Here is a 22,188-nt window from a genome sequence, read left to right as displayed (position 1 = left end):
AAAACTGATCATCGCCCCGCTCAGCATGATCACAATTCTGTCCATCAGATCGCGAGTACGTCGGCCGTGCGGACGCGCTGGCCGGTCTCGAAGGAGCGGTTGGCTGCCAGGCCGGTGACGAGGGCCAAGGCAGCTTGACGGGCGTCGGCGATGTCGGCTCCTTCGGTCGGTTCGTCGTCGAGGAGAGCCGCCAGCACACGGGCGTCGGCGCCGCCGTGGCCGGCGTGGTCGTGGTCGACGGTGTGGTCGATCGGCGGCTCCCACAACGGCCGCAGCGTGATCGACGTACGTCCGGCGGTTGGTGCGGCCAGGTCGCCGTGGATCCAGCCCTTCGCGGATTCGACCCGTTGATTCGGGGCGGTAAATGTCGACTCTTCGACATTGAGCTCAAGCCGGCCCCGCGAACCGTTGAACATCACACGGTAGCCCTCGGACGGTGAGTACGCCGTCAGGTGGTAGGTCATCGTCGCGCCGCTGTCGTAGGACACCAGCACGGCCATGTCGTCCTCGATCGTCACGCCCGGCGCGAACACATTGCGGTCCCGGTAGTAGCCGTCCTCCCCCTCCGCATCCAGGTACAGCTCGCGGAGCGTCGCGTTGTCAGCGAGGTGCAGGGCGAACGGATCGTCAAGGGCGGCAGCGGATCCGTCGACACGGTCGTAGGCGCGCGCGTACCCGTGGGAATGCCCCGGTCCGTAGAACGCCAATTGTCCTTGTGCATAGACGATCCGCGGCTCCGCGCCCAGCCACCAGTTCACCAGATCGAAGTGGTGACTGGCCTTGTGCACCATCAATCCACCGGAGTTCGCCTTGTCGCGATGCCAGCGGCGGAAGTAGTCCGCGCCGTGCGACACATCGAGCATCCACTCGAAGTGGACCGAGTGGATGTCCCCGATTCCGCCATCGGCCAGCAACGAACGCACCCGTCGATGCACCGGGTTGAAGCGGTAGTTGTACGCCACCGACAACGACCCGCCGGTCTCGCGAACCGTGGCCAGGATGCTCGTCGCCTTCGCCGCATCGGTCGTCATCGGCTTCTCGCTGATCACCCGTACGCCCGCCCTCAGCGCGGCCTCGATGTACAGGTTGTGGGTCGCGTCGACGCTGGTGACGATCAGCAGCTCGATCCGCTCGACCCGCAACATCTCCTCGAACCGCCCCGGTGGCCATTGATGCGCCGTACGACGGCCGGCCGCGAGCAGCATGCGGTTGTGGAAGGCCATCCGGACCGAGTTCGGGTCACACAGGGCAACGACGTCGTACCCGTCCCGTTTGGCCAGGCCTTCGGTGAAGAGCTGGGCGCGGTTCCCGGTTCCGACGATTGCCGTCCGCACAGGCATGGAGGACCTCCTATTGCTTGCTATTGCTTGCTATTGCTTGCTATTGCTTGCTATTGCTTGACCGCACCGGCCAGACCGTTGACGAAGAAGCGCTGCAGAAGCACGAAGAGCAGGATGATCGGGGCGAGCGTGATGACCGTGCCGGCACACAGCAGCGTCCACTCGGTCGAGTTCTCGCCGATGAACGCGTACATGCCGATCGCGAGCGTGCGCAGCTCGGGCCGGCCGAGCGTGAACACCAGCGGGATGAAGAAGCTGTTCCAGGCCGTGATCGCGGTGAACAGGCCGACCGTTGCCAGCATCGGCCCGGACAGCGGCAGCATGATCCGCGCGAACGTCTGGTGGAAGTTCGCGCCGTCGACCATCGCGGCGTCCTCGAGCTCCTTGTCGATGGCCATGAAGTAGCCCATGAACAGGAACGTCCCGAACACCACTCCCCCGGACGCCTGCACGATGATCACCGACCACAGGCTGTTCAGCAGATGCACCCGCTGCATCAGGTCGAACACCGGGATGATCGTGTACCCGTGCGGCAGGAACAGCGTCGCCGACACCAGCGCGAGGCAGAAGCCACGGCCCGGGAACCGTGTACGGGCAAGTACGTATCCCGCGCAGGACGTGACTACTGAAGTGATCACTACCGTGCCTACGGTGATCAGTATTGTGTTCACGAAGTACCGACCGAACGAGGCCTCCTGCCAGGCGTTCAGGTAGTTCGCCCAGAGGAAGTGCGAGGGCATCGGATTCAGCCCGTCGGTGAAGAAGTCGTCGTCACTCTTCAGCGAGGAGCCCAGCGCCCAGAACAGCGGATACAGCCACGCCAATCCGCTGACCAGCAAGGCCACATGCGTCATCACGGTCACCACGCGACGCCGACTCATGATGCGGTACCTCTCCGACGAGCGAGCGAACGCAGTACGACGACCTGTACGACGGAGAACCCGATCAGCAGCAGGCCGTAGATGAACGACGCCGCCGACGCCAGGCCGATGTCCGGCTGGACCGCGTTGGCATTACTGCCGCCGAAGGCCAGGTGGTAGATGTAGGTGTTCACGACCTCGGTCGCGAAGAACGGGCCGCCGCTGGTCAGCACCTGGACCAGGTCGAAGATCTGGAACGTCCCGATCACCGCCAGGATCACGATCACCACGCCGACCGCCCGCAGCATCGGGATCGTGATGTACCGGAACATCGCGATCCGGCCGGCCCCGTCCAGCCGGGCGGCCTCGTAGAGCTCGTCCGGGATCGTCTGCAGCCCGGCCAGGAAGTACACCAGGTTGTAGCCGAACGTGTGCCAGATCCCGACCAGGATGATGATCGCCATCGCGAAGTGCGGATCCCCCAGCCAGTCGATGTGCTGATGGATCAGATGCAGGTTCAGCAGCAGCGTGTTGATCGAGTCGCCGAAGTTCGACACCAGCAGCTGGATCACGACACCGATCACCGCGGCCGACGTCACCACCGGCAGGAAGAACAGCGTCCGGTAGAACGATGCGAACCGCAGCCGCTTGTTGTTCAGCACGAGCGCGAGCGCCAACGCCAGCACGAGCTGCACCGGCACGACGAACGCGGCGTACACGAAGGTGTGGCCGAGCGAGCGCCAGAAGATGCTGTCGTGGACGATCTGCCGGAAGTTGGCCAGGCCGACGAAGTCCGACGGGTCGCCGATCCCGTCCCACTTGTAGAACGTGTAGCCGAGTGACGCGACGATCGGGTACACCACGAACGCGAGCAGCAGCACCATCATCGGCGCCAGATACACGTACGACCACAGATAGGTACGGCGTCGCGCCCGCCGCCGGGCCGCCGCTGGTGGCGGCCCGGTGACGGTCACGTCCTGGCGTACGGCGGTCATCGCCATCAGGCGCCCGGCTTCGTGGTGTAGGCCTTGGTGAGATCCCAGTCCGTGAAGGCGAAGTCCTTGGCGCTGACCCCCGGCGCCTTCTTGATCGCGTCGCCGAGCGCTTGGTTCATCTTGCCCTCGAGCTCGGTCAGCGCACCCTGCGGATCCTTCAGCTGCCCCGTGTAGATGCCTGCCAGCACGTCGTTGATGTCCGGCTTGACCGCCGGCAGTTGGACCGCGGACACCTTCGGGTTCCGGATGGCGGGCTGCGGTCCGACCACTGCCGCGCCCGCCATCGCGACGTACTGCGAGAACGGCTTGAACGTGACGCTCTTCGGGTCGTTGTTCTTCGCGTACACGGACAGCCCCTGGCCCTGCTCGACCCAACGCTTGCCGGCGTCCGGGCTGTACAGCCAGTCGAACCAGGCCCACGCCTCGTCGGCATGCGTCGTCTTCGACGAGACCGCAACGAACCGTCCTCCGGGAGGCCCGTAGAACAAGGCCTTCGGAGCTTCGCTCGGGCTCGGCAGCGTTACCAGGCTGTAGTCGGTGAACTTGTGCTGCGACCACTCCGGCTGGTTCCACACTCCCCCGACAGTCATCCCGAACCGCCCGCGCTCGAAGAACGCCCGCGCCTGCTCGTCGGAGATGCTCATCGAGTTCGGGTAGAACCAGTTCTTGTTCTTCCACTCCATCAGCAGGTTGATCACGTCGAGGTAGTTGCGATCGCTGCCGAAGGTCCAGTGCCCGACCCGGTAGTCCATCCCGTCGATCCCGCCGACCGCCGCGCCGCCCGGCGAGCCCGCGCCGCGGACGAACAGATCGAGCCACCAGGCCAGGGTCGTGTTCGTCGAGTTGCCGAAACCGAACGGCGCGACCTTCCCGCCGCTCTTCGACGCGATCGCGTCGGCCGCCTGCGTCACGTCGTCCCACGTCTTCGGTAGCTTGATGCTGCCGTCGTCGTTGGTCAGGCCGGCGGCCTTGAAGACGCCGTGGTGGATGTAGAGCTGCAGCGACGGCGCCGGGGCGGCGAACGGCGCGGTGTAGACCTTGCCGCCGAAGACATCGACTCCCTCGACGAAGCTGTCCTCCGGGAATCCGGCCTGCCAGGACTTCGTCGCCCACTTGTCGACCGGCATCAGCCAGTCCTGCGACACCTGCTGACTGAGCTGCGGGCTCTTCGGCACCATCAGGATGTCAGGCGGGTTGTTGCTGCGGTACGCGAGCGACACGAGGTCGGCGTACTTGTCGCTGACCTGCGTGGTCTTCTTCACCGCGATGTCCGGGTGGGCCTGCTGGAACAGCTTGATCTCGTTGTCGACCCAGCCGGCCTGGCTTGCGTACCAGTCCCAGTAGGTGATGGTGGTCTTGGCCTTCGATCCTGAGGCCCCGCTGGCCGAGTTGTCCGAGGAGCAGGCGGCGAGTGCGCCCGCGCCGGCCAGGCCGGCGGCGCCCCGGAGCAGTGTCCGCCGTGAGATGGGTGATGACATGGGAATTCCTCCAGTGACTTAGCTGCAGGCCGGCGAGGCCGACGACGCGGTCTGGGACAGGGAGCCGAGCCGCCAGGTGAGCGGACTGCCGTCCCAGGTCACCGCGACGCGACGCGGACGTTGGAAGGGCAGGAACGAGACGGTCTGGCCGCGATCCGACGGTCCCGGGCTGAAGGCGTTGTCGCTGCCGACCGGGACGGGGATGTAGTAGTTGTTGGCGTTCGAGTAGCCGAAGTACGCCGTGTAGGAGTCGGCGTTGTGTACGACGCAGGCCGCGGTCGGCTGCACCGGGTTGAACGCGGTCTCCGCAGGACCGGTCCCGCGAGGTGCGTCCTTGGCGAGTGGAGCGAACGAGGCATCGTCGACCAGCAGGTCGGCGGCGCCGGTCGTCGTACTGACCCACCACTCGGCCTTGGTGAGCGTCCCGGTCCAGGAGACCGGTGTGTTCAAGGCCGAGATCTGTGTCCACCCGCTCGAGCTCACTGGGGCCGAGCCGAGCCGAAGCGTGGTTGAGCCGGTGGACGTGGTCAGCTTCAGACTGACCATCGCGGTGTCGGAGCCGGACGCCAGCCGCACCCACGCTGAGGAGTCGTACAGCCCGCCGTTCACGACGGACACTCCTTGCGCCGGACCGGCCCAGGCAGCCTCTCGTCCGGCTGCCGACAGGTCACCGGACCCGGTGTGCGGAGTCGTCGACGCGTTCTTCAGCGTGCACGTCCCGAGGCAGTACCAGCCGGTCGTGTTCGATTGGTTCTCCAGCGATCCGTTCGCCAGCACAGACGGCGTCGGCAGGTACGGCGTGACTGTGGGCGCCCCCTGCGCCGGCGGTGGCGTGCCGTCGGTCGGTGTGATGGCCAGGTCGTCCAGAGTGCATTCAGGTGAGCTCGCACTGGGATTCGACCAAGCGAAGGCTTGGACCCACTTCGTTCCCGTCGGCGGCGTGAAGGCGGCCAGCTTCTGCGTGTACGCGCGTTCGTCGGCGTACGACAGCTCGTACTGGAACGTCGGCGTACCGGCTGTAGCGCCACCGCGGACGCCGACGTAGCACTGGGTGCCGCCGCCGTTCAGGCGTCCCCAACCGGACAGGAGGTAGCTCGTCCCCGGGGTCAGGCCGGTGACGTTCTGCGTGACGCCGGAGCCGGGGCTCAGTGAGAGTGCGCTGTGGCCGCTGTGCGCATTCGCGGCTGTGTTCGGACCGGTGCCGAGTGACGTCCAGCCGCGCGTGCCGCTCTCGAAGCCGCCGTCACCGATCGGATTCGGCTGGTTGGCGCGGACCGTGGTGGCGATGCCGTCCGTGATCACCTTGACCGAGGCGCCGGCAGTGGTCGGCATGGCGACCTTCACCTGCTTGGAGATGCCGTTCACGGTGACTGTCACCAGGTAGTCGCCGAGGAAGCCCCGCGTACCGAACGTCCCGGCCGCGTTCGACTGGCCGGAGACGCTGGTGTGCCACTGATGCTGGATCAGGTCCTCCCAGACCAGAGCATTCGGCTTGGGCGACCAGTCGTCGTTGTACAGCGCGACGCGCGGGTTGTAGATGTTCTTCGACCAGATCCCGAAGTTGCTGATCTGGTTGACGTTCGGGTTCGAGAACATCGCGGTCATGAAGTCGCGGGTGTAATCGGCCTGCAGTTGCTGGTCGTCGGTGTCCACGTCGAACTCGGTGACCGCGACCTTCACGCCGAGGCCGGCGAACTGGTCGACGATCGTCATCAGGTCGTCCGGCGAGGTGAGCTGGAGCCCGTTGAAGTGGCTCTCGAACCCGACCGTGTCGATCGGCGCGCCCGACGACTTCAACGACTGCACCAGGTTGTACACGTGGTCGCGGTGACGTGTCTCCCAGCCGTCGTTCTCCACCAGCCCGTAGTCGTTCAGGGCCAGCTTCGCGTTCGGGTCGGCAGCGTGCGCGAGCCGGAACCAGTTCGCGATCTCGTCCTGGCCGAGGATGTCCTGGACGTTGTGTTCGGAGTACGGCTCGTTCACCACGTCCCACTCGTCGACGATGCCCGCCAGCGACGACGCCTCGTCGGTGATGTGGGTGTTGATCCGGGCGCGCAACGCGGCGGGGTCGTTCTGCAGGTTCACGACGTCGGGCTGCATCAGTCCCCACGACGGCCAGATCAGGTTGTGGCCGCGGATCCGCAGCCCGTGCTCACGCATCCATTGCAGTGCGGGCAGCGTGATCGTCTCGCGCTCGGTCGGGTTCTCCCAGTGGTTCCACTTCAGGTTGTTGCCCAGGGCCCCTTGGTTGAAGAGCGTCGAGTACTTCGACTGGTACTGCGCCAGGTCGGTCCCGCTGATCCCGCCGGACGGATCGCCGACCAGGCGCGCGCCGTCGGACGCCGCGCCGAACTCGAACGCGCTCGTCTGCTGTACTGCGGACACGGTCGCACCGCTGACCGGATTCCCGGCGGTGTCGACGACCGACACCGAGAGATTCCCCTTGCGGTACTGGTCGATGCGGGCGTTGGCCGCCGTACGCCAGGCGGCGTTCGCGTCGCGGCCGTCGTACGTCACCTGCGGGTAGCCGGCCGGGTTGCCCGGGCCGAGGTCCTGCACCGAGACGCCGGCGATCTGGAACGTCTGCGCGCCATACCCGAGCCAGAGGTTGAGATGCGCGGCCGTGCTCGTCCCCGCGGTGTACGTCGTCGCCGCGCGGAACGGGAACTCGAACTTCTTCCACTCGGTCTCGTAGCGCAGGGCAGCGTTGAGGGACTTCTTGTACGGCGAGCCGTCGGTCTCGAAGACCAGGTGGGCGTTGCCGCCGGTCGGCGTGATCGCTCGGGCCCAGACCGTCGCGACCAGCGCGTCACCTTCGGTGACCGTGGCGGCAGCGGGTACTCCGAGGGTGATCTCGTACTCGCCGTCCAGGCCGGGGCTCTGCGGCGCGTTGGGTACGGCGATCTCGAGGGCCTTGGTGAAGTCGGGGTTACCGGTGATGTCGACCTGCCGGGTCGCGTCGGCAGGCAGGCTCTTGAACTCGGTGAAGTTGGCGACGGCATCAGCCGGGAGGACTTCGTACGGCGTCGCGTCGGCTCGGGCGGTGGGCTGGATCGCCACGGTGGCGAGGAGGGCAAGCGTCGCACCGGTGGCCAGTTTTCTGAGCACTGGAGGATTTCCTTCCAGAGGGCGCACAACAGCATCGCCCGGCGGCGAGAGAGCCTGGGCTGGTGCCGTGCGTTGTGTCAGGGGGGTCGGGCGGGACCTCGATCCGGAGATCAGGCCTTGGTGGTCTGCGAGCGTCCGCGCGGGGACCGGGTCACGGGCACCGGCCCGCAACTCGCCCGGACGATCAGGCTGGTAGGCATCACCAGACGAGGCAGCTCGGCGGCCGGCGGCTCGACGTCGACCGTCGCACCCGCCTCCCCCGGCTCCTCGTCGTCGGGGTCGCGGGGGCCGATCTCGGACAGCAGCAGCTCCGCGGCCCGCTTGCCCATGTCGATGAACGGTTGCTGGATGGTGGTCAACGGCGGCCGGATCTGTGCCGCCGACTCGATGTCGTCGAAGCCGATCACCGACACGTCCTCCGGCACCCGCAGCCCGGCTTCGGCGGCCGCGGTCATCACGGCGTACGCCGTCACGTCGGAGTGCGCGAACACGGCCGTCGGCCGCTCGTCGGCGGGCAGCGCGAACAGCTCGTGCGACCGGGCGCGGATCTGTTCGGGCAGGAAGTCACCGGGCTTGGTCAGCTCCGGATCCGGCTGGATGCCGGCCGACCGGAGGGCGTCCAGGTAGCCGCGGTAGCGGTCCTGGCAGCAGCGGTACGTCATCCGGCCTTGCACACAAGCGATCCGCTCGTGCCCGAGCTGCAGCAGATGATCCATCGCCGTCAACGCGCCGTCGTAGTTGTCGGCGGTGACCGACGGCAGTGCGACGTCGGCGTCGATGGTGTTCACCAGGACGACCGGCAGGCCTTCCTCGTGCAGCTGGACCAGCGGGTCGAGCGGTTGTTCATGGCTGACGACCAGCAGACCGGACGCCATGCTCGAGGTCAGGATCCGGTCGATCAGCGGACCGTAGTCGCGGTCGTTGGTCGCCGTGTAGAGGATGATGTCGAACCCGCTCCGCTCGGTCACCGCGGCCACCCCGATGTTGATCGAGGCAACCATGTGCCAGGACAGGCCGGGCACGACCATGCCGATCAGCCGGGTGCTCCCCTTGGCCAGCGCGGTCGCGGCGAAACTCGGCACGTATCGGTGCCGGCGCATCACCGCGAGGACGTGCCGCCTGGTCGCCGGATCCACCTTCGGGCTGTTGTTGAGCACCAGCGAGACGGTGGACTTCGACAGCCCGGAGAGCGCGGCGATGTCGCGGATCGTCAGCTTCGCCATCCGGCCATCCTTCGGGTTCGGTTCGTTGGACTGGTCCAACGGCTGGTTGCATCGGAACGTAACAGTGCGCCGGTGCGCCGTCAACACCCCGCCTGCAAATCGGTTTCAGTACGAGGCATTGCGCCCGTCGCGGTCTTCGTGCCACGATCGTCGCACCGTGTTGGACCGGTCCTACGCAGGCCGGGATCACCTGCCGGGACCGGTCCGGCACGCCCGCAGGCTCAGCCGCCCCGGGCAAGACCTGACAACGCCCACCAGCCGCCGCCAGGAAGGCCGCCCATGCCTCCGTACGCCCTCGACGACTTCGCCTTCGACCTCCGCCGCGCCGCACCTCCCGCCGAGATCTGGGTCGGCAGCGGCACCGGGACGGTCAGCCAGCTGACCGGCACCGTATGCGGGGTCGGAGGCTGGTTCGCTCCCCCGCTGGCCGCGCCTGACAGCCGGCTGACGATCTCGCTGGAGGTCGACGGGCAGGTGATCGTCGACCTGGCCCGCCCGGGCGCCGGCAATCGCGGTCTGCTCCCGGCCGGCGGCACCTGGCGTCCGGACCGGATCGTCCGCCGCGGCACCTACCACCAGTACGCCGGTCGCCTCACGTCACTGGCCGTCGAGTCCACTCTGACGCCGAGCCACGGCTCCCCGGGCTACGTGCTCACGCTGCGGATACGCAACCGCTCCGCCAACACCCACGAACTCACCGTCCGCCCGGAGCTGGTCGCGACCCACGCCCGCGAGGTCCCGCTGTCCGAGTGGGGCTGGGTTCCGCCTGCCGCCGGCCGCGGCAAGCCAGTCACTCTGTCGCACGACGGTCTGACGGCAATCCTTGATGCCCACGGTGAAGCGATCTTCAGCATCCGCATCCAGGCCGCCAACGCCGAAGACACCACCCGAGTCTGGGAGTCCCGCATCGCACGGACGCTCGGCCAGGTCCCGACGCTCACGTCGGACATCCCGGGCCTCGAGCAGTACTACCGCCGCTCGCTCGCCAGCGGGCTCGTCTGCTGGTGGGACCACGCTGACTTCGTCACCCAGCCGTTCATCGCAACCTCCGGCCTCGACGGGGGCGCCCTGTGTTCCTACGCGTGGGACACCGGCGGCTACGCGCCGACCCTGCTGAGCCTGATGCTCGGCGACGGCGTCCTCGATGTCATCCAGTCGTTCCTCGACGCCGACCTGACCGACCGGTACGCCATCGCCCCCGACGGCACCGGCCTCGGCGTCGCCTACGCGTACAGCGGCTGGTCACTGGTCGCCCTGACCCGGGCGGCGGCTGCCGGACGCCGGCTCGATCCGACCTTGATCGCCCGGCTGTACGACGTACTCATGACTCTCGACAAGCGGTTCCAGCCGGACGAGCAGACCGGCGTACTACGCGACTACGGCGACCAGAGCAATCTGCTCGAGATGCGCGGATCCGGCTGGGAACATGTCGTCGCGAGCCCCAACGCCGAACGTGCCTGGACCCTCGAGACACTCGCCGAACTCTCTGATCTCACCGGCGCCGCACTCCCGTCCGGCGAGCTGAGACGCTCCGCACGAAAGATCCGCGAAGAATTGATCAGGCAACTGTGGGACGAGGATGCGGGATGGTTCCGCAGCCGCTACTCCGACGGCCACACCGAGCTCGCGTACTCCGTCCAGGCGTTCGACGCGCTGAGTTCCTGCCCGCCGGAGATCGCGAACGCGCTGATCAGCCACCTCCGCCCCGGCGCGTTCCTCGGAAAGTACGGCGTGAGCAGCGTCAGCGCCGAGGACGAACTGCACTACGAGACGGCCGACATCGACTGGTCGGGCGCCGGCGCCTATACCGGTGAGGCGCCGCAGCTCGCGCTGACGCTGTGGCAGCAAGGCCGTCCCGAGCTCGCGTGGGACGTGTTGCGCCGGCTGTTCTGGATGGGCGAGCACTACCCGTACTTCCCCCAGGACCACTACTCCGACAAACCCGGCGCACCCGCCTCCGGCCGCCGCATCAACATCATCGCCGGCCTCACCGGAGCCGAAGCCATCCTCACCGGGCTCGCCGGCATCCGCCCCAACCCCGACGGCTCGCTGCACATCACCCCGAACCTGGTTGCCGCTGGCAACATCACGCTGAGTGGTCTCGGCTACCGCGGGCACACGATCGACATCACCATCAGGCCCGACGGCTTCGAGGTCTCTGTGGACGGCCGGCCACAGTCCCCCGACCCCGACGGCACCGTCGTCGCCGTACGCCCCGCGGGTAGCGGTTGCGGTTCCGGCACCAGGGCCGGATGATTCAGGGGTTCGATCCGCCCGTCGAATGCTGGGAGGGGCCTACGCATGAGGATCCGACTTCTGGTGAGTGCTGCGGCAGCGACTGCGCTCGTGGCCGCGGCAGTCGCAAGTCCCGCTCAGGCGTCACGGCAGGCGATCGCCGCGCCGGCGGTGCCGACCTTCGTCGACGGTCTCGCGCAGGCGGTCTTCTCGACCAACCCCGCCGATTGGTACAGCGGCGAGGTGTGGGTGCAGGCGCCGTTCGACAGCGATCACGACGGCGCGCCCGACCGGATCCACGCCGACTTCACCGCGCCGTCAGAGGTCCTTACCCAGGGTCTCAAGGTGCCAGTCATCTTCGAGGACAGCCCCTACTACGCGGGTACGGCGGACGAGTACAGCAACTGGGGTGTCGATCACGAGCTGGGCTCACCGCCGGCAACGCGTCCGCGCGCGCCGTTCTGGTCGGCATTCGACACCAGCCCGGTGATCAGCACCGTCTACGAGTCGACCTGGGTGCCGCGTGGGTTCGCCGTCGTTCACGCGGAGTCGCCGGGTACAGGCCATTCGGACGGTTGCCCCACATCAGGCGGCACGAACGAGACCTTGGCCGCGAAAGCGGTGATCGACTGGCTCAACGGTCGAGCCCGCGCGTACACGACCAAGGACGGCTCGACCCCGGCGGTCGCCGGCTGGACGACCGGGAACGTCGGCATGATCGGTACGTCGTACAACGGCACTCTGCCGGAGGCCGTTGCGACGACCGGAGTGGCCGGCCTGAAGGCGATCGTGCCGATCTCGGCCATCTCGGACTGGTACGACTACTACCGTGCCAACGGCATGGTCCGGGCGCCGCACTCGTCGTCCAACCCGTCCGGAAACAACAACGCGTTCCAGGGCGAGGACCTCGACGTACTGGCCGACGTGGTCTACTCACGGCTCGACGAGACCGGTGCGCGGACCATCTGTCAGCCGGTGATCGACGACATCGAGCGCAACATCGACCGCGCCACCGGCAACCGCAACAAGTTCTGGCAGGAGCGCGACTACATGAAGGACGTGCGCAACGTCCGCGCCGCGACCTTGCTTGCCCACGGCAACAACGACTTCAACGTGATGACGAAGAACGCGGCCCAGTTCTACGCCGCGTTGAAGAAGCAGCACGTGCCACACATGTTCTACTTCCACCAGGGCGGCCACGGCGGCGCGCCACCCGACGTACTCGTCAACTACTGGTTCACCCGGTACCTGTACGGCGTGCAGAACGGGGTCGAGCGGTTGCCGCGATCCTGGGTCGTCCGTGAGGCCGTGTCGTGCCCGCCGCGTCAGACGACGGTGGCCGGCGAACAGTCCAATACGGCGAAGCTCGCGGTGGCGGATACGCAACCGTTCCGGATCGGGTTCTCCTTGACCGTGCCGCAGACCAACCCCGACGGCACGGTCACCACCACGACCCGGCTGATCGCGAAGATCCCGGACGCGACCCATCTGGTCCTCGCCTCCCCCGTGGCAACAGCTGCTGGCCAGAAGGTTGCCGATGGCGCGACCGTCAGCCTGCAATGCAGCAACGCCAACCCGACGCCGTACGCCGAATGGCCGGATCCGGCCGCCGGCCAGGCAGGACTCCATCTCACGCCGGGAGCGCCGACGCGCGGCGGCCTGACCTTCGCGCCATCCAAGGCGGGAACCGAGACTCTCACCGACGACTCATCGATCGCCGCAATCACCTCGGCGAACGCGCCGTCGTCGGGAGTGCGGTTGGTGTACCAGACGCCGCCGCTGACCAAGCCGGTCCGCATCAGCGGTACGCCGTCTGCCTCGCTGCAACTCGCCTTCAGCGCATCGAAGGCGAACGTCACCGCGGCGCTGGTCAGCTACTCCCCGACCGGTACCGGCACGATCCTCACCCGCGGGTGGATGGACCCGGCCAACCGCGTGTCCGACTGGATCGACGCACCGGTCAAGCCGGGCAAGATGTACCGGCTGGACATCGACCTGCAGCCGAAGGACACCGTCGTACCGGCCGGAAACAGACTGGCTCTGATGATCGTGTCGAGCGACCGCGACTTCACCATCCGGCCGGCTCCTGGCACTCAGCTGACCCTCGACCTGTCCCACAGCTCCATCGACATACCAGTGGTCGGAGGCCGCAAAGCCTTGGCCGACGCCCTCAACTAGACAGCAGAGCGAAGGCTTCGAGCACCGAATCGACGTGATGATCCGCAGCCGGTGAGTCCACCGCATGGCGGCTCCCGATGCGGATCGTGCGAAGACCCGCGTTGATTCCACCTGCGATGTCGTACGCCGGATGATCGCCAACCATCCACCCGCCCTCGAGCCCCGCGCCGGCCGCCTCGGCCGCGATCGCGAAGATCCGGGGATCGGGCTTTCGGACTCCGACCGCGCCGGAGATGCAGCAGTAGTCGACTGCGCGGTCGATGCCCGTGTGCGCGAGTTTGGCGGACTGCTGGACGACGTTCCCGTTCGTCACCACAGCCACCCGCCAACCCGACGTACGCAAAGCCGCCAGCCCGTCGAGTACCTCGGGGTCCACCGAGGTGAACGGCGGGTGCTCCCGGTCGTAGTCATCCACCGAAATCCCAACACCGAACCGCCGCTCGAATCGTTCGAACAGTTCGCCGCGCGGCGTGAACCCACCGTTGTCATGGGCAATCAACCAGTCCACCGCCTCCGGACCGAGTCCGGCGCGGCCGACCCACCAGCGCGCCCACGCCAGAAACGCCCCATCGCGATCGATCAGGGTGTTGTCCAGGTCGAAGCAAGCCAGGTGCATCAGACGTCGATGCGGTTCTCGTCCAGTTCGTAGGCGCCCTGGACCAGGAACTCCTTGCGTGGGGCAACGTCGTTGCCCATCAGCAGGTCGAAGACCTGGGCCGCCTCTTCCGCGTGGTCGACGGTGATCCGGCGAAGCGTGCGGTGCCGCGGGTCCATGGTGGTCTCGGCCAGCTGGTCGGCGTCCATCTCACCCAGACCCTTGTAGCGCTGCGGTGGCTCCTTCCAGCGGACGCCCTTCTTCATCAGCTCGGCCGTCTTCCGCTGGTACTCCGCGTCGCTGTAGGTGTACAGGTACTTGTCCTGCCCCTTCTTCGGGTTCGTCAGCTCGAACCGGTGCAGCGGCGGTACGGCGGTGTACACGCGCCCGGCCTCGACCAGCGGCCGCATGTACCGGAAGAACAGCGTCGCGAGCAGGCAGCGGATGTGGGCGCCGTCGGAGTCGGCGTCCGCCATGAAGATGATCTTCCCGTACCGCGCCTGCTCCAGGTCGAACGTCCGGCCCGAGCCGGCGCCGACGACCTGGATGATCGACGCGCACTCGGCGTTCTTCAGCATGTCGCCGACGGACGCCTTCTGCACGTTGAGGATCTTGCCCCGGATCGGCAGCAGCGCCTGGAACTCCGAGCTGCGCGCGAGCTTCGCCGTACCGAGGGCCGAATCGCCCTCGACGATGAACAGCTCGGACCGGTCGACGTCGTTGCTGCGGCAGTCGGCCAGCTTCGCCGGCAGCGCCGACGACTCCAGCGCGGTCTTCCGCCGCTGCAGCTCACGGTGCTGACGAGCCGCCACCCGGGTCCGCGACGCGGCGACGACCTTCTCCAGCACCGCACGCGCCTGCGCCTTGTGCTCACGCTTCGTCGAGGTCAGGAACGCCTCGAGCTCCGACTGCACGACCTTCGCCACGATCCGCGACGCCGCCGGCGTACCGAGAACTTCCTTGGTCTGGCCGTCGAACTGCGGCTCGGCCAGCCGCACGGTGACGACCGCGGTCATGCCTTCGAGCACGTCGTCCTTGATGATCTCCTCGCCGCTCTTCAGCAGCCGGGTGCCATCAAGTGCATTCGTGAAACTCTTCGACAGCGCGCGCTCGAAACCGTTGACGTGGGTGCCGCCCTTCGGCGTGGCCACGATGTTCACGAACGACCGCAGCTCGGTCTCGTACCCATCGCCCCAGCGCACTGCGATGTCGACGTCGAGATCGCGCTCGACGTCGGATGGTGTCATGTGGCCGGCGTCATCCAGCATCGGCACGGTCTCGGTGAAGTGACCCGTCCCGGTCAGGCGGATGACGTCGGTCACCTTCTGGTCGGTCGCGAGGAACTCGGTGAACTCGCTGATGCCGCCGTCGTGCTTGAAGTGCTCCTCGGTGACCTCGTCGCCGCGCTCGTCGCGGATCACCAGCAACAGGCCGGGCACCAGGAACGACGTCTGCCGCGCCCGGGTCACCAGCTCGTCGTAGTTGAAGGTCGCGTCCTTGGTGAAGATCTGCCGGTCCGCCCAGTACCGGATCCGGGTGCCGGTGACACCCTTCTTCGCCCGGCCCGCCTTCCGCAGCCCCTTCGCCGGGGTGAACGCGGCGCTCGCGCCCTCGCCGTCGAACTCGCCGGCCACACCGCGCCGGAAGGAGGTCGTCCAGACCGACCCGCCACGGTCGACCTCGACGTCCAGCCGCGCGGACAGCGCGTTCACGACCGACGCGCCGACACCGTGCAGACCGCCGGACGCGTTGTAGGACCCGCCGCCGAACTTGCCGCCGGCGTGCAGTTTGGTGAACACCACCTCGACACCGCTGAGCTTGGTCTTCGGCTCGATGTCGACCGGGATGCCGCGAGCGCGGTCCCTCACCTCGACCGAGCCGTCCTTGTGCAGGATGACGTCGATCTGCTCGCCGAAGCCGGCCAGGGCCTCGTCCACGGCGTTGTCGATGATCTCCCACAGGCAGTGCATCAGACCGCGGCTGTCGGTCGACCCGATGTACATACCGGGCCGCTTCCGGACCGCCTCGAGACCCTCGAGGACGAGCAGATGGCGGGCGTTGTACGCCGGGTCGATCTCGGTACTGCGAGGCGTCGGGGCGGCCACTGGGCTCCTTCACTGGTTCACACGCTTACTACCGACAGCCTATGTGGCCGGACCCCCAAAACGCGGCAGGCGGGGCCCGGTACGGCATCCGGCCGGGCATGCCGGGGGGAACCGGAGATACATGATGCGACAGGTATCGATCCGGACTCGATTCGGAGTGGCGTACGACACTCCGATTCTCAGCACACGGTGACGGTTCCATGGCGCACAGTGAGAGAAGAAGCACTCCGCCGCCGTGGCTCACCGGAATATCCCCGACCCACGAAACGATTCCGTGTCAGCAAGCGTCATACGGAGACAGGTGGTTCGTCTCACATACGGACACGTTGTCCCCACCGGGAAGCGATCCGCATGTCAGGATGTTGCTATCTGGTGAGTACGGAACTAGATGAGATGAGGCCTCAATGACTACAGCACTCGCCCCGAGTTCGGCCCTGTCGGCCGCGGATCGTTGTGACCGCTGCGGTGCGCAGGCCTACGTCCGAGTCACCTTGACCAGCGGTGGGGAGCTACTTTTCTGCGCCCACCACGGTCGGGAGCACTCGGAGAAGCTGCGCGACATCGCGATCACGATCCACGACGAGACCGGGCGGCTCGAAGCCACCCCGACGGTCGCTGCGGAAGAAGAGCGGTAAGCCCCAAGGCTGTCCCAAACGCGCCAATGGCGGCGCCAAAGTCATACAGGCTTCGATGGCGGTTCACCCGGAAGGGTGACCGCCATCCTTCCTTTACACGACCCCTTACACGACAGGTACTCCGGGGCCCGGGCCGTGCCGCCGCAGTTCCTGCCAGGCCCGCGCCAACCGGGTCACCGCATCATCAAGCACTTGTTCCGAATAGGCGAACGGCACCCGTAGGTAGTCGTCGTGCGATCCGGACGGATCCATCGCCTGACCCGCCACCACTTCGACACCGTGCCGCAACGCCACCTGTGCGAAGACTCGCGCGTCCGTCTCCGGCAGCCGGATCCACAGCGCGGACCCGCCGACGGGTGTGCTCCATTCCCATTCGGGCAGACGTTCGGTCAGCAATTCCCCCATCAGCTTCTTCCGGGCCGTGGCCAGTTGGGCCCGGGTCGCCGTGACCTCCGCGAGTCGCGGCAGCAAACGCGCCGTCAGTGCCTGATCGATCAGCGGACTCCCGAGATCGGCCAACGCCTTGTGCCGGGCCAGGCGCTCCGCCAACGGTCGCGAGGCCCGGATCCAGCCGATCCGTAGACCGCCCCACACGGCCTTCGACACCGACCCGATCGTCAGTACCTCGGCATCGTCCGGAGCGTACGCGGCGAGCGGCGGCGGGATCGCCGGCCCGGACGGATCCCACGCCGAGTACGCGTTGTCCTCGACCACCACGACGCCGTACCGCGCGGCGAGCTGGGCGACCTGCCGCCGCCGGTTCGCCGACATCAACCGCCCGGTCGGATTGTGGAACGTCGGCATCACGAACAACATCGCCGGCTGGTGCTCCGCGAACGCCGCCTCGAGCAGGTCCGGCCGGATCCCGGCATCGTCCAGCGGCACGCCGACCACCCGCCCGCCGGCCGCCCCGAACAGGTCGAAGCAGCCCGGCCAACTGGGCTGCTCGATCGCGACCGCGGCGCCGTTGCGCAGGTACATCTGCGTCGCCAACCCGATTGCCTGGTGCGCTCCGGTCGTCACCACGATCTCGTCCGCAGACGTGGGCAGTCCGGAGTCGGTGAAGTGATCGGCGATGCGTTCTCGCAGCACAGGGAGGCCGCGCGGGTGGTACCCGACGTCGCCGAGCAGTGCAGGCAGCTCGGTGGTGGCGAGGTCGATGAGCTCTGACGACAGTTCGGGCAGGCCGGGGTCGACGGCGTACGTCAGCGAGATGACTTCGCCCGGGCCGACGGTGATGCGGTGGAACAGCGACTCGCCGTACCCCGTGGGGATGCGCTTGTCCGCTCGTGAACGCCCACGGCCGGCCGCGCGTGCCACCGTCGTACCGCTGCCGCGGCGGCTCTCGACCAGGCCGCGGGCGCGGAGTTCGTCGTACGCCGCGACGACCGTCGAGCGGCTGATCGCGAGCGACTCGGCCAGCCGGCGTTCGGCCGGGAGGCGCGCGCCGACCGGGAGCTCGGCGGATCCGATCAGCGCCGCGATCTCGTCGGCCAGTCGCCGGTACAGGCCGCCCGCGCGGCCGCTCAGCCGGTGACCGATCAGGTCGGCCAGGGCGGCGGGATCTCCAGAACGGTCCACTTCTCCTCTTATTGGCTCGGGTGGACTGCTTCCTCCGCGGCCAGGCTAGTCCTGGCAAGCAGTCCAGTTCGAGAAGGAGAGCCATGGGGATCGGTCAGGTGCTGGGGTTCGCCGGCGCGACAGTCGTGCTGGTCGGGATGCCGGGGCCGAACAACCTGTACATCTCGCTGCGTAGCCTCACGCAGGGACGCCGCGCCGGCGTGGTGTCGGCGCTCGCCGTCGAGACCGGGACGCTCGTCTACATCGTCGTCACAGCGCTCGGCCTGGCCGCACTGGTACAGGCCTCCCCCACGCTGTTCGCCGCGATCACCGTCACCGGCGCGCTCTACCTCGCCTTTCTCGGCATCAAGACGCTCAGAGCCGCGACTGCCGAACTCGACGGCATCGCGCCGGCACCGCTGGGGCGAGTGTTCCGCGACGGTGTCGTGGTCAACCTCCTCAACCCGAAGGCCGCGCTGTTCTTCCTGGCGTTCCTCCCGCAGTTCACCACCCGCGGCGCCGGGCCCGGCCAACTCCGCACCGAGATGCTGCTGCTCGGAGTGGGCACGCTGCTGATCGGCCTCGTCCTCGACCTCTCGTACGCCGTCGGAGCGGACGCGATCGGCCGACGCTTCCGCTCGGTCCGTACGACGGGCCGCGCGCGGAATCTCGTCGTCGCGACGATCTACCTCGGGCTGTCGGCGTTCGCGCTGATCACCGCACTCTGAGGCGCTTCGAGCACCGTCAGCCGGTCGCCGTCGAGGCGCACGGACAACGTGTCGTTGCCGACGCGCAAACCCCTTACCTCAAGCGCGTTCCAGGGCATCGTCTCTGCGGGATTGATGATGAGGGTGCCGCCCGGGACGTCCGGCTCGATGCCGAGCGCGGCCACGAGTACCGCGACCGCGGACGCGGCTGCCCACGCCTGCGGGCGGCACGACAGCGGGTACGGCGTCGGTGTGTTCTCCTCGCTCGTCCCGCGGCCGCCGTACAACTCCGGGAGCCGGTAGCCGAACGACTCCGCCGCGCGGATCAGGCCCTCGACGTACGACGTCGCCACGTCGGACTGACCGGTCGCGAACAGGCCCTGGACCGTCATCGCGGTGTCGTGCGGCCAGACGCTGCCGGTGTGGTAGCCGAGCGGGTTGAAGCGGGTCATTGCCGTGGACAACGTTCGCAGTCCGAAGCCGCTGTTCAGATCGTCACCTGCGAGGACGTCGGCGACCACCTGCTCCTCGTCGGCGTCGAGCAGGCCGGTGCCGAGCAGGTGGCCCATGTTGGATGCGCGGCCGGCGACCGGGTTCTTCGCGCCGTCGAGCGCGATCGCCGGGTAGCCGTCCACCCAGAACGTCTTACGGAAACGCTCTTGCAGAGCGACCGCCCATTCGCGCCATTCGTCACCGGACTCGCCGTGCGCGTCGAGCAGTTCGGCGCCCTGAACCGCGGCGGCGTACGCATAACCCTGCACTTCGCACAGGGCGATCGGCGCCGTGGCCAGCGTGCCGTCAGGCCACTGCACTGCGTCGACGGAGTCCTTCCAGCCCTGGTTGGCCAGGCCGTGGCCGGACTCGTCGACGTACTCGAGGAAGCCGTCGCCGTCCGGGTCGGCGTACTCCTTCATCCAGGTGAGCGCGCGCTGCAGGTTCGGCAGCAGATCGCGGACCTCGTCGGCGGGCATGCCCCAGCGCCACGCCTTGTGCAGGGTCATGATCCAGAGCTGGGTCGCGTCGTGGGTGCCGTAGTACGCCGCGGGGAGGACCAGGCCGCCGCCATGGTCGGCGACCTCGGCGCGCAACTCGTGCGGGATCTTGCCGGGCTGCTCGGCCGACCCGACGTCGACCTTCGTACCCTGCCAGGCAGCCAGCGCGCGAAGGGTGCCGGCGGCGAGAGCCGGGTCGACCGGGATGAGCATGCCGGACGAGATCAGCGAGTCGCGGCCGAAGAGCGTCAGGTACCACGGCGGGCCGGCACCGAGGTACCGGTCGCTGCCCGCGGCCAACTGGAGTGCGCTGATGTCCTCGAGCGAGCGATCGATCCAACGCTCGACCCGCTTGTCGTCGCAGTGGACAGTGACGTCGTACGGCGTGCGCTCGGCAGGCGGCTCGATCGAGAAGCCGGTGGTCGACTTCGGGAAGTCGGCGGTGACGCGGAGGGTGATCGTGAACTCCTCCCCCGGCTCGAGCCGCGGCGTCGCCGTGACGCCGGGGTCGGCGGTCACGACGACGTGGGTGTCGTCGCTCTCCCAGCGCGTACGGCCGGGACCGTCCGGGAGCGGAGCGAGTTGCGGCAGGCTCGCGGCGGCGCCGCTGCGGACCGCGGCCGTGCCCGCAAGATCGGTGCCCAGGGCAACATCCAGCCGGCCCTCGACCGTCGAGCGGGAACGGTTCACCAGGGTGATCTGCTCGGTCAGGCCGTCGTCGTCGACGGTCCGGGTCCGGTACAGCATCACGGTCGGATCGTGCCGCGTGTCGCCGAGACCCTCGACCATCGCGACGTACTGATGCGTGGCCGCGTCCCGCTCGTCGACATGGACCGGGACCGGTTCCCGGCCGTCGACGGTGACGCTCAGCCGGGACAGGATCCGCCGGTCCCGCGCGTACACCCCCTCGGCGCCGGCGCCGGTCAGCTGACCGGATCGCGGCGAGAGAACCACCCACGGGGCGGCAAGAGCGGTGACCAGTTCGTGGAGCGGGGACATGTCTCCACCCTAAGGCCCTGGTTTTGCGGCAGAGTGGGGGTGTGGAGACGGGTGTGACTGTTCTGGTCGGGATCGCGATCTTTGTCGGGATCGTGGGCATCGTCGTGCCGATCCTGCCCGGGGCGATCCTCAGCCTGGCGGCGATCCTGGTCTGGGCGATCGTCGAGCACAGTGCGACCGGGTGGATCGTGTTCGCGATCACCGCGGTCCTCATCGGTGCCAGTCAGGTGGTCAAGTACGTCGTACCGGAGCGCCGGCTCCGCGAGGCCGGCGTGCCACGGCGCTCGATGATCGTCGGGGTCCTGCTCGGCATCGTCGGGTTCTTCGTGATCCCGGTGATCGGCATGTTCATCGGTTTCCCCGTCGGCGTCTACATCTCCGAGCTGCAGCGGCTGCGCACCCACGCCGCCGCCTGGACCTCCACCAAGCACGCTCTTCGTGAGACCGGGGTTTCGATGCTCATCGAGCTCCTCGGTACGTCGCTGGCCGCCGCGCTCTGGCTGATCGCCGTACTGTTCGTCGTCTGAACTGCCAGCTGATTCTCAGGTGTACGGGAGGTCCGTCTCAGTTCGGTGGTGCAGGGTGGAAAGACCCAGTGCCAGGTGACGGCCCGGCACGCAGGACGGAAGGCGCAGCAGGATGAAGCTTTCGCAGCAGCGATGGCGGCTCATCGGCACCGTGGCCGCGGTTGTCGTGACCACGACTGCCGGCGGGGTCGCCTGGGCGGCGACAAACGCCGATCCGACGCCGTCGCCCTCGGCGTCGCCGTCCACACCCGGACAGCAGCAGCAGAAGCCCGACCGGCCCGGTAAGGGCGGCTTCGGGCCGCGTGGTGAGTTCGGGCTGGGCGGCGCGTTGCACGGCGAATTCGTCGTACAGAAGGAAGGCGGCGGGTACCAGACCGTCGCGACGCAGCGTGGCTCGGTGACCGCGGTCAGCAAGGACTCGATCACGGTCAAGAGCGACGACGGCTACAGCCGCACGTACACGGTGGACGCCGACACGCTGGTCAACTCTGCCCGTGACGGCATCGCGTCGATCAAGACCGGCAGCACCGTGACCGTGAGTGCGGTGGTGGCGGACAACACCGCCACCGCGACGATGATCAACGACGGCTCCGCCCGCGACGCGGCCGGCCAGAAGTGGGGGTTCAAGCACGGGCCGCGCTGAGTCAGTGT

General features: G+C 67.8%; 16 protein-coding genes. 6 read left to right on the top strand and 10 right to left on the bottom strand.

The genetic code is table 11. The annotated features are described in order from the left end of the window. Positions 1-44: 44 nt before the first annotated feature. From AB0J62_RS25185 to AB0J62_RS25160, 6 genes are all read right to left on the bottom strand, one after another. Complete coding sequence (locus tag AB0J62_RS25185) at positions 45-1,340, bottom strand: Gfo/Idh/MocA family oxidoreductase (protein ID WP_363875771.1); 1,296 nt, start codon at positions 1,338-1,340, stop codon at positions 45-47. Positions 1,341-1,390: 50 nt separating this feature from the next. Then, positions 1,391-2,221: a carbohydrate ABC transporter permease gene (locus AB0J62_RS25180; RefSeq protein WP_363875768.1), complete on the bottom strand. Its 831-nt coding sequence runs from the start codon at positions 2,219-2,221 to the stop codon at positions 1,391-1,393. Then, complete coding sequence (locus tag AB0J62_RS25175) at positions 2,218-3,201, bottom strand: sugar ABC transporter permease (RefSeq protein WP_363875765.1); 984 nt, start codon at positions 3,199-3,201, stop codon at positions 2,218-2,220. Before AB0J62_RS25175 ends, AB0J62_RS25180 begins: the two co-directional genes overlap by 4 nt. Beyond that, the gene (locus AB0J62_RS25170) at positions 3,201-4,673 is read right to left on the bottom strand and encodes an extracellular solute-binding protein (protein ID WP_363875762.1); all 1,473 of its coding nucleotides are present in this window, start codon (positions 4,671-4,673) and stop codon (positions 3,201-3,203) included. The genes AB0J62_RS25175 and AB0J62_RS25170 overlap by 1 nt, the downstream gene beginning before the upstream one ends. A gap of 18 nt (positions 4,674-4,691) precedes the next feature. After that, a complete protein-coding gene (locus AB0J62_RS25165; RefSeq protein ID WP_363875759.1) occupies positions 4,692-7,781 on the bottom strand; it encodes an endo-1,4-beta-xylanase in 3,090 nt (1,029 codons plus the stop codon). Positions 7,782-7,891: 110 nt separating this feature from the next. Continuing rightward, positions 7,892-9,004 (bottom strand): LacI family DNA-binding transcriptional regulator, encoded by a 1,113-nt coding sequence (locus AB0J62_RS25160; protein WP_363875756.1) that lies wholly within the window; start codon positions 9,002-9,004, stop codon positions 7,892-7,894. Between the two features lie 279 nt (positions 9,005-9,283). On the opposite strand from AB0J62_RS25160, the gene AB0J62_RS25155 reads away from it, so the two are divergent. Next, the gene (locus AB0J62_RS25155) at positions 9,284-11,260 is read left to right on the top strand and encodes a hypothetical protein (RefSeq protein WP_363875753.1); all 1,977 of its coding nucleotides are present in this window, start codon (positions 9,284-9,286) and stop codon (positions 11,258-11,260) included. Between the two features lie 45 nt (positions 11,261-11,305). After that, complete coding sequence (locus tag AB0J62_RS25150) at positions 11,306-13,417, top strand: Xaa-Pro dipeptidyl-peptidase (RefSeq protein ID WP_363875750.1); 2,112 nt, start codon at positions 11,306-11,308, stop codon at positions 13,415-13,417. On the opposite strand, the gene AB0J62_RS25145 is transcribed toward AB0J62_RS25150, so the two are convergent. Together AB0J62_RS25145 and AB0J62_RS25140 are read right to left on the bottom strand one after the other, a co-directional pair. Beyond that, positions 13,410-14,033 (bottom strand): HAD family hydrolase, encoded by a 624-nt coding sequence (locus tag AB0J62_RS25145; protein ID WP_363875747.1) that lies wholly within the window; start codon positions 14,031-14,033, stop codon positions 13,410-13,412. The two genes, AB0J62_RS25150 and AB0J62_RS25145, sit on opposite strands and share 8 nt — an antisense overlap. Then, positions 14,033-16,117: a DNA topoisomerase IV subunit B gene (locus tag AB0J62_RS25140; protein ID WP_363875744.1), complete on the bottom strand. Its 2,085-nt coding sequence runs from the start codon at positions 16,115-16,117 to the stop codon at positions 14,033-14,035. Before AB0J62_RS25140 ends, AB0J62_RS25145 begins: the two co-directional genes overlap by 1 nt. 404 nt (positions 16,118-16,521) lie before the next feature. Between AB0J62_RS25140 and AB0J62_RS25135 the strand changes: the two genes are divergently transcribed. Next, entirely contained in the window at positions 16,522-16,752 is a 231-nt protein-coding gene (locus AB0J62_RS25135) for a hypothetical protein (RefSeq protein ID WP_363875741.1), read from the top strand. 105 nt (positions 16,753-16,857) lie between these two features. Here AB0J62_RS25135 and AB0J62_RS25130 read toward each other — a convergent pair whose 3' ends face one another. Further along, on the bottom strand, positions 16,858-18,333 hold the full coding sequence (locus AB0J62_RS25130) for a PLP-dependent aminotransferase family protein (RefSeq protein ID WP_363875738.1): 1,476 nt from the start codon (positions 18,331-18,333) through the stop codon (positions 16,858-16,860). Positions 18,334-18,416: 83 nt separating this feature from the next. On the opposite strand from AB0J62_RS25130, the gene AB0J62_RS25125 reads away from it, so the two are divergent. After that, a complete protein-coding gene (locus AB0J62_RS25125; RefSeq protein ID WP_363875735.1) occupies positions 18,417-19,040 on the top strand; it encodes a LysE family translocator in 624 nt (207 codons plus the stop codon). On the opposite strand, the gene AB0J62_RS25120 is transcribed toward AB0J62_RS25125, so the two are convergent. After that, positions 18,998-21,010: a glycogen debranching N-terminal domain-containing protein gene (locus tag AB0J62_RS25120; protein WP_363875732.1), complete on the bottom strand. Its 2,013-nt coding sequence runs from the start codon at positions 21,008-21,010 to the stop codon at positions 18,998-19,000. The genes AB0J62_RS25125 and AB0J62_RS25120 overlap by 43 nt on opposite strands. A gap of 53 nt (positions 21,011-21,063) precedes the next feature. On the opposite strand from AB0J62_RS25120, the gene AB0J62_RS25115 reads away from it, so the two are divergent. Together AB0J62_RS25115 and AB0J62_RS25110 are read left to right on the top strand one after the other, a co-directional pair. Next, on the top strand, positions 21,064-21,537 hold the full coding sequence (locus tag AB0J62_RS25115; protein WP_363875729.1) for a DUF456 domain-containing protein: 474 nt from the start codon (positions 21,064-21,066) through the stop codon (positions 21,535-21,537). Between the two features lie 112 nt (positions 21,538-21,649). Further along, complete coding sequence (locus AB0J62_RS25110) at positions 21,650-22,180, top strand: DUF5666 domain-containing protein (protein ID WP_363875726.1); 531 nt, start codon at positions 21,650-21,652, stop codon at positions 22,178-22,180. Positions 22,181-22,188: the final 8 nt, after the last annotated feature.

The organism is Kribbella sp. NPDC049584, assembly GCF_040675555.1.
Classification (GTDB): Bacteria; Actinomycetota; Actinomycetes; order Propionibacteriales; family Kribbellaceae; genus Kribbella.
This window is presented reverse-complemented; position numbering and strand designations above follow the sequence as displayed.

Excerpts from the sequence above, each read along its gene's own strand:
- AB0J62_RS25150 (WP_363875750.1), top strand. The coding sequence starts at position 11,306 with ATGAGGATCCGACTTCTGGTGAGTGCTGCGGCAGCGACTGCGCTCGTG.
- AB0J62_RS25155 (WP_363875753.1), top strand. The coding sequence starts at position 9,284 with ATGCCTCCGTACGCCCTCGACGACTTCGCCTTCGACCTCCGCCGCGCC.
- AB0J62_RS25180 (WP_363875768.1), bottom strand. The coding sequence starts at position 2,221 with ATGAGTCGGCGTCGCGTGGTGACCGTGATGACGCATGTGGCCTTGCTG.
- AB0J62_RS25175 (WP_363875765.1), bottom strand. The coding sequence starts at position 3,201 with ATGGCGATGACCGCCGTACGCCAGGACGTGACCGTCACCGGGCCGCCA.
- AB0J62_RS25135 (WP_363875741.1), top strand. The coding sequence starts at position 16,522 with ATGACTACAGCACTCGCCCCGAGTTCGGCCCTGTCGGCCGCGGATCGT.
- AB0J62_RS25160 (WP_363875756.1), bottom strand. The coding sequence starts at position 9,004 with ATGGCGAAGCTGACGATCCGCGACATCGCCGCGCTCTCCGGGCTGTCG.
- AB0J62_RS25110 (WP_363875726.1), top strand. The coding sequence starts at position 21,650 with ATGAAGCTTTCGCAGCAGCGATGGCGGCTCATCGGCACCGTGGCCGCG.
- AB0J62_RS25125 (WP_363875735.1), top strand. The coding sequence starts at position 18,417 with ATGGGGATCGGTCAGGTGCTGGGGTTCGCCGGCGCGACAGTCGTGCTG.
- AB0J62_RS25185 (WP_363875771.1), bottom strand. The coding sequence starts at position 1,340 with ATGCCTGTGCGGACGGCAATCGTCGGAACCGGGAACCGCGCCCAGCTC.
- AB0J62_RS25145 (WP_363875747.1), bottom strand. The coding sequence starts at position 14,033 with ATGCACCTGGCTTGCTTCGACCTGGACAACACCCTGATCGATCGCGAT.
- AB0J62_RS25170 (WP_363875762.1), bottom strand. The coding sequence starts at position 4,673 with ATGTCATCACCCATCTCACGGCGGACACTGCTCCGGGGCGCCGCCGGC.
- AB0J62_RS25120 (WP_363875732.1), bottom strand. The coding sequence starts at position 21,010 with ATGTCCCCGCTCCACGAACTGGTCACCGCTCTTGCCGCCCCGTGGGTG.